This is a genomic window from Thiobacillus sp. (assembly GCA_024235835.1).
Lineage (GTDB): Bacteria > Pseudomonadota > Gammaproteobacteria > Burkholderiales > Thiobacillaceae > PFJX01.
In genome coordinates this window covers 1,398,919-1,415,023 of record JACKLQ010000001.1, presented here as the reverse complement: position 1 = coordinate 1,415,023, position 16,105 = coordinate 1,398,919, and the positions used below count along the sequence as shown (strand labels likewise).

At 65.5% G+C, this 16,105-nt stretch carries 13 protein-coding genes; 7 read left to right on the top strand and 6 right to left on the bottom strand.

The window, feature by feature from the left end; translation table 11 throughout:
* Positions 1 to 41: 41 nt before the first annotated feature.
* The gene (locus tag H6935_06960) at positions 42 to 4,706 is read right to left on the bottom strand and encodes a PAS domain S-box protein (GenBank protein ID MCP5278086.1); all 4,665 of its coding nucleotides are present in this window, start codon (positions 4,704 to 4,706) and stop codon (positions 42 to 44) included.
* A 42-nt stretch (positions 4,707 to 4,748) separates the two neighbouring features.
* Positions 4,749 to 5,978: a two-component system response regulator gene (locus tag H6935_06955; GenBank protein ID MCP5278085.1), complete on the bottom strand. Its 1,230-nt coding sequence runs from the start codon at positions 5,976 to 5,978 to the stop codon at positions 4,749 to 4,751.
* 353 nt (positions 5,979 to 6,331) lie between these two features.
* Between H6935_06955 and H6935_06950 the strand changes: the two genes are divergently transcribed.
* Positions 6,332 to 6,979, top strand: a complete 648-nt coding sequence (locus H6935_06950) for a hypothetical protein (protein ID MCP5278084.1) — start codon at positions 6,332 to 6,334, stop codon at positions 6,977 to 6,979.
* Positions 6,980 to 7,024: 45 nt separating this feature from the next.
* Here the strand turns inward: H6935_06950 and H6935_06945 are convergent, their stop codons facing one another.
* Positions 7,025 to 7,702 carry a hypothetical protein gene (locus tag H6935_06945; GenBank protein MCP5278083.1) on the bottom strand — a complete coding sequence of 226 codons (678 nt, stop codon included), beginning with the start codon at positions 7,700 to 7,702 and terminating at the stop codon, positions 7,025 to 7,027.
* Between the two features lie 208 nt (positions 7,703 to 7,910).
* Between H6935_06945 and H6935_06940 the strand changes: the two genes are divergently transcribed.
* The 6 genes from H6935_06940 (at position 7,911) to H6935_06915 (ending at position 12,366) form a co-directional block, all read left to right on the top strand.
* A complete protein-coding gene (locus H6935_06940; protein MCP5278082.1) occupies positions 7,911 to 8,408 on the top strand; it encodes a MarR family transcriptional regulator in 498 nt (165 codons plus the stop codon).
* A 1-nt stretch (position 8,409) separates the two neighbouring features.
* The gene (locus H6935_06935) at positions 8,410 to 9,618 is read left to right on the top strand and encodes a cation:proton antiporter (protein MCP5278081.1); all 1,209 of its coding nucleotides are present in this window, start codon (positions 8,410 to 8,412) and stop codon (positions 9,616 to 9,618) included.
* 9 nt (positions 9,619 to 9,627) lie between these two features.
* Complete coding sequence (locus tag H6935_06930) at positions 9,628 to 10,401, top strand: TatD family hydrolase (protein MCP5278080.1); 774 nt, start codon at positions 9,628 to 9,630, stop codon at positions 10,399 to 10,401.
* Between the two features lie 80 nt (positions 10,402 to 10,481).
* Complete coding sequence (locus H6935_06925) at positions 10,482 to 11,351, top strand: EamA family transporter (GenBank protein MCP5278079.1); 870 nt, start codon at positions 10,482 to 10,484, stop codon at positions 11,349 to 11,351.
* 110 nt (positions 11,352 to 11,461) lie between these two features.
* A complete protein-coding gene (locus H6935_06920; GenBank protein ID MCP5278078.1) occupies positions 11,462 to 11,932 on the top strand; it encodes a DUF302 domain-containing protein in 471 nt (156 codons plus the stop codon).
* A complete protein-coding gene (locus tag H6935_06915) occupies positions 11,929 to 12,366 on the top strand; it encodes a hypothetical protein (protein MCP5278077.1) in 438 nt (145 codons plus the stop codon). The genes H6935_06920 and H6935_06915 overlap by 4 nt, the downstream gene beginning before the upstream one ends.
* A 25-nt stretch (positions 12,367 to 12,391) precedes the next feature.
* Here the strand turns inward: H6935_06915 and H6935_06910 are convergent, their stop codons facing one another.
* The 3 genes from H6935_06910 to H6935_06900 form a co-directional block, all read right to left on the bottom strand.
* Entirely contained in the window at positions 12,392 to 12,730 is a 339-nt protein-coding gene (locus H6935_06910) for a P-II family nitrogen regulator (GenBank protein ID MCP5278076.1), read from the bottom strand.
* A 15-nt stretch (positions 12,731 to 12,745) separates the two neighbouring features.
* Complete coding sequence (locus H6935_06905; GenBank protein ID MCP5278075.1) at positions 12,746 to 14,350, bottom strand: NAD+ synthase; 1,605 nt, start codon at positions 14,348 to 14,350, stop codon at positions 12,746 to 12,748.
* 71 nt (positions 14,351 to 14,421) lie between these two features.
* Entirely contained in the window at positions 14,422 to 16,038 is a 1,617-nt protein-coding gene (locus H6935_06900) for a HAMP domain-containing protein (protein ID MCP5278074.1), read from the bottom strand.
* Positions 16,039 to 16,105 lie beyond the last annotated feature (67 nt).

The following is a 16,105-nucleotide window of genomic DNA, read 5'->3' as shown; positions in this document are numbered from 1 at the left end:
GCGCCCAGGGTGGCGGCGGCCCCCTTCAGGGAATGGGCGAATCAGCGTGCCTCCTCCATCTCGCCCTGGCCCAGGGCGGCCCGCAGGGCGGCCATGTCACCCTGGTGGGATTGGGCGTACTTGCGCAACAGCTTGAGCAGACTGGGCATCTTGCCGCGCATGCTCTTCATGCCGGTCCGGACGTCCAACCCGGCAATGCCGTCCAGTGCGGCGCGAAGATCGGCGTCCTTGCGACGTTCCGTTCCGGAGGATGGCGATGCGGCATCCCGGAACTCATTCCCCGCGGGCAGCCATTTCACCAGGGTGGCATAGAGCACGTCCGGGTCCACGGGTTTGGGAACGTGGTCGTTCATTCCCGCTGCCTCGCAGGCCATGCGGTCCTCATCAAAGGCATTGGCGGTCATGGCCAGGATAGGTGTGCCCCGGTGGCCTTCCAGCAGGCGGATGGCCCGGGTGGCGGCCAGGCCGTCCATGACCGGCATCTGCACGTCCATGAGGATCAGGTCGTAGGGGAAGGCGCGCGCCTTATCCAGGGCCTGGGCGCCGTCGTCCGCCACGTCCACGCGCAGGCCCACTTCGGTGAGTAGGTCCAGGGCCACTTCCTGGTTCACCGGGTTGTCCTCCACCAACAGCAGACGGGTATGGCCTCGCTGGCGCAGGGCCGATTCATCCCGGGAAACGCCATCCGTCCCGTGATCGCGGCTATGGCCGTCATATACCTCCACCAAGGTGTCGTACAAGCTGGACGGCGTGAACGGCTTGGCGAGGAAGGCCTGGAAGCCGTATTCGTCCAGGTTGCCGATGGGTACCCGGTGGCCGAAGGCGGTCACCAGCATGTGGGCAGGCTGGCGTTTCAAAGGCAGGGATTTGAGTTGCCTGGCGGTCTCCAGGCCGTCCAGGACAGGCATGTGCCAGTCCAGGAGCAGCAGATCAAAGGGTGTGTCCTGCTGGTCCGCCTGGAGGAGGATATCCAGGGCAGCCGCGCCGTCGGGCACTGTGGTGACCGCCAGCCCCATGGCTGAAAGCATGTTGGCCAGCACCTCCCGGGATTCATGCAGGTCATCCGCCACCAGGGCGCGCAGGCCCCGGAGGTCGGCGCGCAACAGGCCACGGCGGGGCGTGGCGTCGCTGATGCCCATGGGGATTTCGACCCAGAAGCAGCTCCCCTGTCCTGGGGAGCTGTCCACACCGATACGGCCTTGCATCAACTCCACGAGACGTCGGCTGATGGCCAGGCCCAGGCCCGTGCCGCCGAACTTGCGGGTGGTGGAGGTGTCGGCCTGCTCGAAGGACTCGAACAGGCGGGCCTGCTGGTCTGGGTGGAGGCCGATGCCCGTGTCCCTCACCTCGAAGCGAGCACGCAGATTCCTGCCCTCCCGGCTAATCAATCCGACTGCCAGGGTGATGACACCCCGCTCCGTGAACTTGATCGCGTTGCTGGCGAAATTGAGCAGGATCTGTCCCAGACGCAAAGGGTCGCCTCGCAGCATGGGCGGGATGCGGGGGTCGATGTCGTTGACCACTTCCAGGCCCTTGGCTTCGGCCTTCTCGCACACCAGGTTGCACACCTGGCGGAACACCTGGTCCAGTTCGAAGTCAGCTACCTCGATGACCATCTTGCCCGCCTCGATCTTGGAGATGTCCAGGATGTCGTTGATGATGCTCAGCAGGTGCTGGGAGGCCTCGCTGATCTTGTCCACCTGCTCCACCTGCTTGGCGTTCAGGTTCGATCTCCGCAGCAGGTGGGCCATGCCGATGATGGCGTTCATCGGGGTGCGGATTTCATGGCTCATGTTGGCCAGGAAGGTGCTCTTGGTGCGGCTGGCGGCTTCGGCGGCATCCCGGGCGGTCGCCAGTTCCGCGGTGCGAACCATGACGATCTCTTCCAGTTCCTCCCGGTACTGGCGCAGCTCTTCCTCGATCTGCTTGCGTTGGGTGATGTCGCGGGTTACGCCCAGCAGGCCCGTGATCTTGCCTGCCGTGCCCCGCAAGGGCACGGCATGGGTTTCCAGCCAGCGTCGGGCGCCTTTCAGGCCGGTGATCTCGAACTCCAGGGAGCCAGTCTCGCCCTGCAGCACGCGATTGTTCAGCGCGTTGAAGGCATGACGGTGGCCTTCCTGGATCAGGGACGACATGGTTTTTCCCCGCAACTGTTCCAGGGAATCCGCCTCGATCATGGCCAGGCCGGCCCGGTTCATGCGCACGAGCCTTCCGTCCAGGTCCAGCACCTTCACGCACTCAGGCTCGGTATCGACGATGGCCTGCAACTCCGCCTCGCTTTGTGCCAGGCGATCCGCCGCCAGCTTGGCCTCGGTGATGTCCTGGAAAGTGCCGGAGAGATAGGTGCCCTCGTCGGGATCCTGCTCCCGGCCGATACAGCGCAGTTCCGCCCAGAACTCCCGACCGGAGCGGGCAATCATGCGGCATTCCAGGCTGAATGGGGCGCCGGTCTCCAGGCTGTGCTGCAACGCGGCCCGCACCGCTGGCTGGGAGTCCGGCGCGTAATACCGCAGCCCCTCCTCGAGACCGGAAGGAGGGCTGTCCAGGGGGTGTTCCGTAAGGCGATAGATCTCCTCGGTCCACAGCAGCCGGTCCGTGGTCGGGTTGGCCTTCCAGCCCCCTACCTTGGCAATGGCTTGGGATTCACGCAGGAAGGCCATGGCTTCCCGTAATTTCTGCTCCGCCGCTTTCCGTTCGGTGATGTCCCTGGCCATGGCGACCAGGGCCGGTTTGCCGAAGTGCTCACCCCGGGTCCAGTACACCTCTTTCGGGAAAGGCTCGCCGTTGGCGCGCAGGGCCCAGAATTCGAAGCGCTGGGGCTCGCCCGCCAGCACGCGCTCGAAGGTCTTGTCCATCTGTTCCAGGTCGGTGTGGCCGGGGGCGGTCACGTCCAGGGGGGACTTGCCCAGAAACCATTCCCTAGGCCGCCCGTACATCCGCTCGGCGGCGGGGTTCACGTCGACGAAGGCGCCGTTCAGGTCCTGGATGTAGATGGCTTCCTCGGCGGAGTTGAACAGGCCGCGCCAAGTTGCCTCGCTCTCGCGCAGGGCGGTTTCCGCGCGGCGCGCTTCGGTAATGTCGTGGGCAATGCCCAGCACGCCGATGAGTTGGCCGTCGGTCGTGTACATGGGCGTCTTGGTGGTTTCGAACAGGCCGTGGTAGCCGTTGGCCTTGAAGGTGAGCCATTCCTCGTTGCGGCGCGGATGGCCGGCAGCGATGGCGGCCAGGTCGTTGGCGCGGAAGAAATCCGCCAGTTCCCGGTCAGCGTAGTCATAGTCCCGCTTGCCCAGCAGTTCCTGTTCGGAGATGCCGTACAGTTGCTCGAAGCCGGGGTTGCAGGCCAGATAGACGCCTTCCGGGTCCTTCAGCCAGACCAGGTCGGGAATGGTCCGGATGAGGGTCTTGAGGAACCCGCGTTCGTGTTCCAGAGCGGTTTCCATGTGCTTACGCTCGGTGATGTCACGGGAGACCCCAAGCAGGGCGGGTTTCCCGTTCCAGGTGCCCCGGACGATGCGCGTGTCCACCATGATCTCGCTGCCATCCGCCCGTTGCAGGGGAAGGGGACAGGAGTCCAGCTTGCCATCCAGAATGTCCTGGACGATAACCATGGCCTGGTCGTGGACCCGGGGCGGGTGGACGGCCAGGATGGATTGGCCTATCAGGCTGTCGCCATGCCCCAGGCCGTTGCGCACCGCGTTGTTGGTGAACAACACGACGCCGGAGGTGTCCAGGACGAAGACATAGTCATCGATGGCCTGGAGGAAGCCGGCGAAGTTTTCCTGTTGCAACTGGGCCTCGCGGGCTGCGGCCATGCGCTCCAGGGCCAGCCCGAGCTGACGGGCCAGATCCTCCAGGAAGCGGATCCCGTCGGCGGGCAGTCGGCGCACGTGCCGGCTGGCCAGGTTCAGGCAAGCCACGATTTCTCCGTTGGCCTGGATGGGAAGCACCAGCAGGGCCAGTATGCCCTCGGCCAGAAGTATGTCCTGGTCGACAGCCTCCCGATGGCTGCAGATGTCGCCGGGGTCGGCGCAGGCGCAGATGCGTTCGCCGGCCTCGATGATCCTGACACGAGGGTCATCCGGGGCGAGATGGCTCACTGCCTTCAGAAAGGATTGGCCCAGGCCGGCGTGACCGATGAGGTCGAAGCTTCCGTCCTGGCGGCGCCAGTACAGTCCGCCGCCATCCATCTCGGACAAGGATAGGGTGGCGTTCAGGGTGGCTTGGGCCAGTTCCTCCGGATTACGGGCGTCGGCCAGGGACTGGGTGAAGGCTTTCTGTACGCATTGCTGCTCTTCCTGGCGGCGGCGCGGCGTGATGTCTGTCTTGGTGCCCAGGGTGAGGAGGGGCGTGCCGTCCGGGGCCCGTTCGGCGATATGGCCCCGGGCCCGCAGCCAGAGCCAGTTTTCGTGGGTGTCGAGGAGGCGGTATTCGATATCGAAGGGGGCGTTGCTATGCATGCTGGCCTCGATGGCCGCCTGCATTCGGGGCTGGTCCTCCGGATGGATGCGGGCCATCAGGGCCTGGAGGGGGGCGCCCCCGGGGGGAGGGAATCCGCCGCCGATCATTTCCGTCAGACCCGGGCTATAAGTGAGCCTGTCCGCCCGGTGGTCATATTGCCAGAGACCCAAACCCAGGGCGTCCAGGGTCTTTATAAGGGTTTCGTCCTGGCCGATGACGGGAAGAAAGGTCGGGTCCATCTTCTTCATGAGCCAGTCTCGGTTCGCTGGATGCGGGGCGATGGAAGAAACTCAGGCCATGCCAATGGCGCGCATGTGCTTGATTTTCTCCTCCAGGCTCGATTCCGTGTCGGCGTAATGTTCCAGGATGCCGAGCATGGCGTTGAGGTTGTGGAGGAAGGCTTCCACCACGTCTGGATCGAAGTGCTTGCCGCTGCCGTCACGAATGAGCTCCACGGCCTGTTCCGGGGGCATGGGTTCCTTGTACACGCGCCGGCTGGACAGGGCGTCGAACACGTCAGCCACCGCCATGATGCGGGCGGGAATGGGGATGCCGTCGCCGGACAGGCCGTGGGGGTAGCCGGAGCCGTCCCACTTTTCGTGGTGCCACAGGGCAATTTCCTTGGCCACGGCCAGGAAGGCGAGGGGAGTCTGGTCGAACTCCTCCATGGAGGACTCCAGGGCCTGGCCTCCCAGAGTGCAATGACGCTGCAGCACCTGAAACTCGTCATCGTTGATTTCTGCCCGCAGAGCCGCCTCGATGGCGTCGCCGCCGATGGCGCTGTGGTTTTTCATGATGGCGAATTCTTCCGGAGTCAGCCGGGCGGGTTTGAGCAGGATGTGGTCGGGGATGCCTACTTTGCCGATATCGTGGAGGGGGGCTGCCTTGGGGATCAGCTGGGCCATGGAGGTGGTGAGGTAGCCGGAAAACCTGGGATGGAGGCGCAGGTGCCCGGTCAGTACCTGCACGTAGGCCTGGGTGCGCTTGATGTGGTTGCCTGTTTCCATATCCCGCACTTCCGCCAGGTTGGCCAGGGCGCGGATGCTGACGTCCTGCATGAGGAGGTTTTCCCTCAGGCGGCGGGCCACTTCGTTTTCCAGCCAGGCATTTTGATCGGACAACCAGTCGCGGGCCTTCTTGAGCTCCAGGTGGGCTTTTACCCGGGCCATGACGATGGCAGGCCGGATAGGTTTGGCAATGTAGTCCACGGCGCCCAGGGATATCCCTTTCTCTTCATCTTCATCGGTGTCCATGGCCGTGACGAAAATGACCGGGATGTCGCGGGTGGAGGGATCGTTCCGCAGATGGGCCAGCACCATGTAGCCGTCCATCTCCGGCATCATGACGTCCAGCAGGATCAGGTCCGGCCTGGGGCTGCGGGCGGCGATGGCCAGGGCCCGCTGGCCGCCATTGGCTACCTGTACCCGGTAATGGGATTGCAGGACGCCACCCAGCACGGCCAGATTCTCCGGAGTATCGTCCACCACGAGAACGGTTGGGGGCTGGTCTTGGTTAGGCATGGTGTTTTTCTTGATCGAGGTGGCTGTAAGAGGTTGTGTTCAAGTCCCCTATTCTTGTAACGGCAAGCGCTTTTACAACTTTAGCCATATTTAAATAATCGCCGACCGGTTGGTCTTTTCATACCAATTCCGGTATCCGTGTCCCGGGACAGGTAGCCATGGACTGCGTTCCAGGCTGCGGAATGACTGGATCGTGTCCTTTGATGTTCAGTAAGTCATTGTATTAGCGGGTACTTATATGAATTTTGCGTGTTGACTGGAGTCATCCTGGGGCTTAGGTTGAAAGCCTGATAAAGAGAGGGCATACCATGACGCACGCGACAGGCAGTACCGGTCGGACACTGATTCCAGCGATGGTCATCGCTTCCCTTGCCTTCTTTCCCCTGGGAAATGCATGTCAGGCTTCCGTGACTCCCCAGGCCCTGATCAAGGCCGGCGGCACGACGTCCCAGACGGTACGTGCCAAGCGGGCGGTGAAGAAATCCAAGCGTGTGGTGGCCAAGGCGGCTCCCCGGGTTGTATCGCCCGCCGTTGCGGCATCCATGGCGACCGGGGCTGCCGCGGTCATGGCTCCTGCCGCGGTGGCCCTGAAACCCAGTGCCGTCCTGGGCGCCGCCCCCCCTGCGGCCGCGCTGGCCCCCGCGCCTGCGCCGGCCAATTCACCCCGGGTCAACCCCTATCTGGTGAACCAGGTCCAGTACGGCGCCGCGCCGGCGGCCCCGGTAGCCGCTGCGGAGAACACCTCTCCCATGGCCGGTGGCGGCTTCAAGCTCGCCATGCCCCAGATTCCCCTTTTCGAGCAGGCCATCCTGCCCAAGATCCAGACCGTTTATCCCACCGGGGAAAAGCCCCTGGTGGTGGTGACCTTCAAGTGCCCCACGGAACTGGTGGGCATCGACACCCCGTCCACCGTGATCCTGCACAAGGCGGTGAACGGCGGCATGGACCTCATCAACAAGACCAACCTGCTGTCCTTCAACATGCAGCAGGTTTGCCAGTAAGCGCCTTCGGCTGATCGAGGCGGCGGGCTTGATGCCCGCCGTTTTTCATTGCCCGTTCTCTTGGCGTTCAGACAGGCGCTTGAGGATGCCTGCGGCCCATTCCCGCCCACCCAGGCCGAAGGCCAGGGCGAAGGCCAGGCAGATGGCGCCGAAACCCAGCTGGAAGGCTGTATGCAGCAGGGAGGTGCTGATCTGCAGCTGCTCCAGGGCCATGAACACCACGAACACGGTGATGGCGTATTCGGCGAAGGTGCTGACACCCAAGGCGCCTTCGAAGCGGGCGTTGCGCAGGAAGGCGAACAGCAGCCTGTTGACGAAGCGGGCTACCAGGATGCCCACCACCAGCACGATGATGGAGGCCACCACGTTGGGCAGGTAGAGCGCCGCCTGGTTGAACAGGCCGGCCACCACCGCAAGGCCCAGGCTGTTGGCGGCCATGACGATGGTTATCAGCATCACGAACCAGTAGGCCAGGCCGGATAACAGACCTGCGAGGGAGACGGATACGCCGCCTTCCCGCAGAAAGGCCTCGACGCCTGAGCGCTGGGCCAGGTTGTGGAACCGCACCAGGTAAAGGATGCGTCCCACGCCGGCCTTCACCAGCTTTGCGATTACCCAGCCCAGCACCAGCAGAGCCAGGGCTCCCAGCACGCTGGGCAGGGTCTGGGCCAGCTGGTTGAGGAAGGACTGGAGGGATTGAAGAGTGAGGTCCAGGGGTTGGATGTTGATAGGCTCCACGGCTTGCTCCAGGTGGGTGGATCGGAATGAAAAAATGACCGGCCGGAGTTGGCGCGGGTGCACACTGGCTGGCTATTGCTTCACACTAGCGACCTTGTTTTGTGCACAGCATCAGGGGCTTAAATTGTATGTGCCAAATTAGTATTGATCAAAACCATTCTTGTGCAGACATAAGGTGACCACCGTGAGCCAGATCCGAGAGAAGACTCGCAAGGCCAGCCCGGACAACGACAATCCCGCTCATGCGGCCCTGGGCAAGTTCCGCATCATTGTCGGCGCCATCCGCCAGCACTTTCGTGAAGTGGAGAAGGCCTGTGGCGTGTCAGGCGCCCAGGTCTGGGTCCTGGCCACCCTGGAGGAGTCGCCGGGCCTGCGGGTGACGGAACTGGCCGAGGCCCTTTCCATCCACGCCTCCACTGCCAGCAACCTGCTGGACAAGATCGAGAAGAGTGGACTGATCCGGCGGGAGCGGGGCACCCAGGACCAGCGCGTGGTGCGCCTGTTCCTCACCGAGGCGGGGGAGGCTGCTCTGGCCGCCGCCCCCAAACCCTTCACCGGCGTGCTGCCCCACGCCCTGGCCCAACTGCCGCCGGAGACCCTGGCCAGGCTGAGCCAGGATCTGGACACCCTCATCGGCTTCATGGACCTGACCAATTCCAAGGACGCCCAGCGTCCCCTCTCGGAGCTGTAATTTGCCGGCTTACCTGCCAGCCTGGCCGCCGGAACTGAATGGCTTCCTCCTGTTCGGCGCCCTGATCCTCATCGGCGTTGCGGGGGGGCACCTGGCCCACCGTACCGGGATCCTGCCCCGCATCACCGGTTTCATCGTCACGGGTTTCATCCTGGGGCCCAGCGTGCTGGGGTTGCTGACCCCCGCCATGCTGGACATGTCCCAGCTTTTCGTGGATCTGGCCCTGGGCCTCATCCTTTTCCAGCTGGGCCACCTCCTCAACCTGCCCCTGGCCTTTCGCGCCAAGGGGCTGCTGGGGGCCTCCCTGCTGGAGTCCACCCTGTCCTTCGCCCTGGTGTTCGGCGTGCTCCACACCCTGGGTATCGACCCCCTGCCCGCCGCCCTGGCGGCGGCCATCGGCATCTCCTCCTCCCCCGCCGTGGTGCTCATGGTGGTGAAGGAACTGGATGCCAGCGGACCTCTCACGGACCGCACCCTCATGCTTGTGGCCCTCAACAACATCCTTTCCTTCCTGGCTTACACGGCCTTGCTCCCTTTCCTGCACTATGCTCAGGCGGCAGACTGGGACACGGTGCTGCTGCAGCCCGTGTACAAGCTCTCCATGTCCGTGCTCCTGGCCTGGTGCCTGGCCAGGATCCTGTTGTGGCTGGCCCGCCTGGTGGGCGAAAGCGAAGGTCTCCAGTTCGCGCTCCTCATCGGTGTCATCGTCGGGGGCATCGGCCTGGCCAAGGCCCTTGGGGCCTCCCAGCTGCTCACCCTTCTGGCGGTGGGGGCCTTCGCTCGCCACATGGACCGGCGAAAGGCACTGATGGATGTGGACTTCGGCCATGGGGGCCAGTTGTTCTTCGTCATCCTGTTCGTGGTGGCGGGGGCCAGACTCCATGTACACGACCTGATGACGGCGGGCTGGGCCGCCGTGGGCTTCGTGGTGGCCCGCTTCGCCGGCAAGACCCTGGGGGCCCTGATGCTGGTGCGCACCGGGTTGCCCCTGGAAAAGGCCGGTCTGGCCAGCCTGACCCTGCTGCCCATGGCGGGCATGGCCATCGGCCTGACCCAGAGCACCGCAGCCATGTACCCCCAGTTCGCCACCACCCTCACCGCCATCGTCCTGGGGGCCATCGCCATTCTGGAGACCATCGGGCCCATCGCCACCGAGTACGCCCTCAAGCGCAGCGGCGAGGTGAACCCGGACGCGGACGTGTCCCACTGAGGCATGGCCATGAAGCTCATCGACACCCACAGCCACCTGGATGCGGGGGAGTTCGACCCGGACCGGGACGCGGTCTACGACCGGGCCCAGGCGGAGGGGGTCAGGGTGCAGGTAGTGCCCGCCGTCACCCGGGCCAATTTCGATGACGTGGCCGCCTGCTGCCTGCGCTACCCTGGCTGCATGCCGGCCTGGGGTCTGCATCCCATGTACATCCACGTGCATCAGGAAAGGGATCTGCAGGCCCTGCGGGAGCAGATCGAGGCCTGGCGTCCCGTGGCCATCGGCGAGATCGGCCTGGACCTGTTCGCCCCCGGCCTGGATCTGCCCACCCAGGAGCATTACTACGTGGAGCAGCTGCGCATCGCCAGAGAGTATGACCTGCCGGTGCTGCTCCATTGCCGCCGGGCCAACGACCAGATCCTCAAGCAGTTGCGCCGCTTCAAGGTGAAGGGCGGCATCGCCCATGCCTTCAACGGCAGCCGCCAGCAGGCGGATGCCTTCATGGCCCTGGGCTTCAGGCTGGGCTTCGGCGGGGCCTTCACCTGGCAGCGGGGCACCCACCTGCGCCTGCTGGCCACTACCCTGCCCCTGGAAGCCATCGTCCTGGAGACCGATTCCCCGGACATCCCCCCCGAATGGGTGGGCAAGGGCCGCAACGAGCCCGGCGAGCTGGCCCGCATCGCCGCCACCCTGGCCGAATTGCGGGGCATTGAGGTGGAGGAAGTGGCGCGGGTGACCAGCGCCAGCGCCCGGGCGGTGTTGGGGCTGAGTAGCGGGGACTGAGCAGCGAGGACTGGCCAAGGGCTGGACTTCTGCCCATCCCCCATCCCCCGCTCACCCGCTCACCCGCTCACCCCAAATCCATGTCCTGGATATTCCTGGCCCTGCTCTGCGCCCTGGCCCTGGCCCTGGCGGATACCGCCAGCAAGCGCTGGCTGCCCCATCTCACGCCTGACACCCTGACCCTGGTGCGCTCCGGCCTGCCGGGTGTGGTGCTGCTTCCCGCCCTCCTCTGGATCGACCTGACCGGATTGCCCTGGCGCTTCTGGGTCTGGGTGCTGGCAGCCATGCCCCTGGAAATCCTGGCCATGGCCCTTTACACCAGGGCCATCCGCGGGAGCCCCCTGTCCCAGACCCTGCCCTACATGGCCTTCACCCCGGTGTTCGCCATTCTCACGGGCTGGGTCCTGCTGGGCGAGACTGTCTCCGGGCCTGGCCTGGCCGGCATCCTGCTGGTGGCGGCGGGGGCCTGGGGCCTGAACCTGGAGCACGCGGGCTGGCATCCCCGCACCTGGCTGCTGCCCTTTCGCGCCATGCTGGTGCAGCGGGGCGCCCGCCTGATGCTGGTGGTGGCGGCGATCTATGCCGTGACGGCCGCCCTGGGCAAGGGCGCGGTGGGCTACATGGACGGGGCCGAGTTCGGCGCCCTCTATTTCATCGTCCTGGGGGTGTGCGCCTTCCTCTACTACGGCCTGAGAGCGCCCGGGGCAGTGGCAGGTGCCCTGAGTGCAGGGCCCCACGCCTGGCTGGTGGCGGGATTGCTGGCCTTCATGGTGATCACCCATTTCCTGGCCCTGGCCCAGGCGGGCACGGCTTATATGATCGCGGTGAAGCGCACCTCGGTGCTGTTCGGCATCGTCCTGGGGGCCTGGGTGTTCCGGGAAGAGCGCCTGCGCCAGCATCTGGGCGCCGCCGTCCTGATGGTGCTGGGGGTTGCCCTCATCGTGGGCTGATGTGGCGCCAGTGCAACCGTGGCATGGCCATTGCCAGGATGAAGGTGGGGAGTGTTCCTTTCGTAATGCAGTCCTGACAAGTTGGTAGCCGTCACTCTGCGGAGAATGTAATGCGATTTCTTGTGCGTCATCTGTTGCTGCTCTGGCTGCTGGCCGGCCTGGGGCTGGTGGGCCAGGCCCGGGCCGAACCCGAGCAGGCCATGCTTACCCAGTCCCTGCCGGGCAAGACCATGGAGCAGGCCATCCAGGACGTGAAAAACGCCATCGCCAGCCACAACTACACCTTCGTGCGGGAGCAGGCCATCGACAGCCGCCTCGTGCCCCAGGGCTGGGAGGCCGGGTCGGCGTACATCGTCTATTTCTGCAATTTCGCCAAGATGAACCGGGCCCTGGCCATCGACGTGCGGGCGGCCCAGTTCCTGCCCTGCCGCGTCACCCTGCTGGAAACACCGGCCGGAGTGGAATTGGTGGTGGTGAACCCGGCCTGGGTGTCCGAGTCCCTGGGCAATCCCCTGCTGCACCTGGATTGCCTGCAACTGAAGGCGGACTACCTGGCCATTCTTGAAGAGGCGGCCCTGTGAGACGGATTTTTCTTTGCCTTTGCCTGCTGGCGGCCGGCCCCGTGGTGGCGGCGCCCCTCATGGCCAGCAAGAACGTGGACATGCGCCAGGCCATGGACGACCTGACCTTGGCTGCCATGAACCACGGCATGCAGCTGGTGAAGGTGCAGCCCATCGATTCCGCCCTGGTGAAGCGGGGCTTCGACAACCCCCATGTGCGCATCGCCTTCATCGGCAGCGAGACCGCCGTGCGCTGGGCCGAGGCGGCGGACTCCCGCCTGCTGAACCTGCTGCCCCTGCGCCTGAGCCTGGTGCAGCGGGGGGATCAGGTGGTGGTCATGAGCGACGACCTGGCCCCCTGGAAGGAGGAATTCAAGGACTCCCCGGGCCTGCAACTGCTCCGGGCCTGGGAAGTGGAATTGGGGGAAGTGCTGCGGGACTTCGCCGGCCAGTAGGGCAGGCCGCGGCACCGAGAGAGGCTCAGACAGCCGCTTCGCCGGATTCCCCGGTACGGATGCGGATCACCTGCTCCACGGCGGTGACGAAGATCTTGCCGTCGCCGATCTTGCCCGTGCGGGCGGACTTGACGATGGCGTCCAGGGCGGCTTCCACCATGTTGTCCGCCACCACCATCTCCACTTTCACCTTGGGTAGGAAATCCACCACGTATTCCGCGCCGCGATATAGCTCGGTATGGCCCTTCTGGCGGCCAAAACCTTTCACCTCGGTGACGGTAAGGCCGCTGACACCCAGGGCGGAAAGGGCTTCGCGCACCTCGTCCAGCTTGAAGGGCTTGATGATGGCTTCGATCTTCTTCATGGCGTCTCCTGTGGTCTAGAAGGGGGCTTTGTAACGGTTCGTGATGGGGTAGCGGCGGTCCCGGCCGAACCCCCTGGGGGTGATGCGGATGCCCGGGGGCGACTGGCGCCGCTTGTATTCCGCCCGGTCGATGAGGCGCACCACCTGGGCCACGTCCTCGGCGCGGAAGCCCGCCGCAATGATATCCCGGGGCGCCATGTCCTGTTCCACGTAGCGGGCCAGGATGGCGTCCAGCACCTCGTAGGGGGGCAGGCTGTCCTGGTCGCACTGGTTGGCCCGCAGTTCGGCGCTGGGGGGGCGGGTGATGATGCGTTCGGGGATCACCGGGGAGAGGGTGTTGCGGTAGCGGGCCAGGCGCCACACCAGGGTCTTGGACACGTCCTTCAGCACCGCCAGGCCGCCGGCCATGTCGCCGTAGAGGGTGGCGTAGCCGCTGGCCATCTCGCTCTTGTTGCCCGTGGTGAGCACCAGGGAACCGAACTTGTTGGACAGGGCCATCAGCAGCACGCCGCGGATCCGGGCCTGGATGTTCTCCTCGGTCTGGTCGAAGGGCAGGTCGTCGAATTCGTCCGACAGTTCCTCCATGAAGGCGTCGTACATGCGCTTGATGGGCTGTACGTCGTAGCGTACCCCCAGGTTCTGGGCCAGAACCTCCGCGTCCTCCAGGCTGATGCCGGCGGTGAACTGGGAGGGCATCATCACCGCCTGGACCTTGTCCGCCCCCAGGGCGTCCACGGCCACCACCAGGGTCAGGGCGGAATCGATGCCGCCGGAGAGGCCCAGCAGGGCGCCGGGGAAGCCGTTCTTGGCCACGTAGTCGCGCACCCCCAGCACCAGGGCCTGGTACACGGCCGCCTCCAGGGGAGGCAGGGGGGTCACGCCGCCGTGGAGGCGGTCGCCTTCCACTTCCACCATATAAAGGCCCTCCTGGAACAGGGGGGTCTGGGCCACCACCTGGCCCTGGACATCCAGGGCGAAGGAGGCGCCGTCGAACACCAGTTCGTCCTGGCCCCCCACCAGGTTGGCATAAATGATGGGCAGCTCGTGGCGCTTGACCTGGACCCGGGCCACCTCGTGGCGCTGGCCCACCTTCTCCAGGTGGAAGGGGGAGGCGTTGAGCACCAGCAGGACCTGGGCGCCGGCGGCCTTGGCCCTGGCCGGGGCCTCGCCGTCCCAGATGTCCTCGCAGATGTTGACGCCGAACCGGATGCCCTCCCACTCGAACACGCAGGCGTTCTCGCCGGCACGGAAGGTGCGCACCTCGTCGAATACGGCGTAGTTGGGCAGGCGGTACTTGCGGTAGGTGGCGGCGACGCAGCCGTCGTGGATCACCGACGCGGCGTTGTAGCGGGCGCCGTCCTCCATGAGGGGGTGGCCCAGCACCATGCAGAAGCCGGCGGGCAGGCGGGTGGCCAGGTCCTGGAGCACCCGGGCGTTCTCGTCGTAGAAGTCCGGACGCAGGGCCAGGTCTTCCGGCGGGTAGCCGCACAGGGCCAGTTCCGGGGTGAGCATGAGAGTGGCCCCCGCCTTGAGGGCCTGGAAGGCCATCTCCACCAAGCGCGCGGCATTGCCTTCCAGGTCACCGACCGTGGCATTCATCTGGGCAAGGGCGATTTTCATGGCCGCTATTCTACGGACGGCACGCCTCGCCGCCTACGGCGCCCGCAGCCGAAACGGCGACAAGCCAGGGTTCAGGTACGGAACTGCCGCACCAGGTTCTCCAGCTCCGTGGCCAGGGTTGCGAGTTTCTCGCTGGCATGGTGGCTGTCCCGGGCATCGCCCGCGGCCTGGCGGGCCACGGCGGCGATGTCGCCGATCTTGTGGCTGATGTTCTCCGCCACGGTGCTTTGCTCGCCGGAGCTGACGGCGATCTGGTTGTTCATGCGGGTGATGACGCCCACCGAGCCGGAGATGGTGGCCAGGGCCTCGGCGCTGGCTTCCACGCTGTCCACGCTGAAGGTGGTCTTCTGCTCCGCGGTCTGGATGGTGTCCACCGCGTCCTTGGCCCGGCCCTGGACCTTGACGATGATGGTCTCGATCTCTTCCGTGGCGGCCTGGGTACGCTGGGCCAGGGTGCGCACCTCGTCGGCCACCACGGCGAAGCCCCGGCCCTGTTCGCCGGCCCGGGCCGCTTCGATGGCGGCGTTGAGGGCCAGCAGGTTGGTCTGCTCGGCGATCTCCCGGATCAGGCCGATGACCTTGCCGATGTCCCGGCTGTCGGTGTCCAGCACCTGGATCACGCGCACCGCCTGCTCCAGTTGCTCGGACATGGCGGAAATGGCGGACAGGGCCATGGTGGCGGTGCTGGCGCCGTCCTTGGCCTGCTGGTCTGCCTGGTGGGCCGCCCCGGCCGCCTCCCGGGTGTTGTGGGCCACTTCCTGCACGGTGCTGGCCAGCTGCCGCAGGGTGCTGGCCAGGTGTTCCGTGTCGGAGAGCTGGTTGGCCACGCCCCGTTCCGTGCGGGTGGAGACCGTCACCATCTGGCCCGCCACCTCGTTCAGGTTGTGGGTGGCCTGGCCCACCTGCCTGAGGGTGCCGGCGAAACGCTCCAGCATGGCGTTGAAGGCCTTGCCGGCGCAGGCGATCTCGTCCTTGCCGCTGACGGGCACTCGCAGGGTCAAGTCCGACTCCTGCTCGATGCGGGTCATGGTGCCGGCCAACTGGTTGATGGGCCTGGAGATGATGCGCTTGAGGGCGCCCTGCATGAGGATCATGCCCAGGGCGAAGAGGCCCACGTAGAGGCCGGAATTGATGAGGGCGGCGTTGCGTATCTGGGCGTCGGCGGGGCCCAGGTCGTAGTGCACGCGGATGACGCCCAGGACGGTGCCCGGCTCCACCGCGTGGCAACCCATGCAATTGACCCCCCGGGTGTTCTCCGTGGCCTTGTAGGGACGGGCCACCACCAGGCGGCGTCCCCGGTCGGTCTGCTCGATGGTGGCTTGCTCCTCCCCCGCCAGGGCCCGCAGGTCCAGATCGCCTTCCGCGGCTTCGCCAGGGAGGCCCGGGCCGTACTGCTTGGATACTCCCTCGCCACGGGTCACGTGGGCTGCAACCACGTTGGGCGTCGCGACGATCTCCGTGTGGAGCTTCTCCCGCTCCCCCATGCCGCCTGTGAGCATGAGCTTGTTGAGACCGTCGAAGTAGCTGTCCGCCACGGTCTTGGTCTGCTGGGTGGCGAATTCCTCGGCAATGCGCCGTTGGGCAAAGAAGCTGTAGATGAGGGAGACGATCAGCATCACCAGGAACAGGAATGCGGTCAACGCCATGATCTTCGAGGCCACCGTGCCGGTGCATTGGCGCAGGCTCATTGGGTCATCTCCAGTGTCGTCTATAACTTTCGGCCAATATCGGCTTTGAGGCGTGGAACTTTAGGTG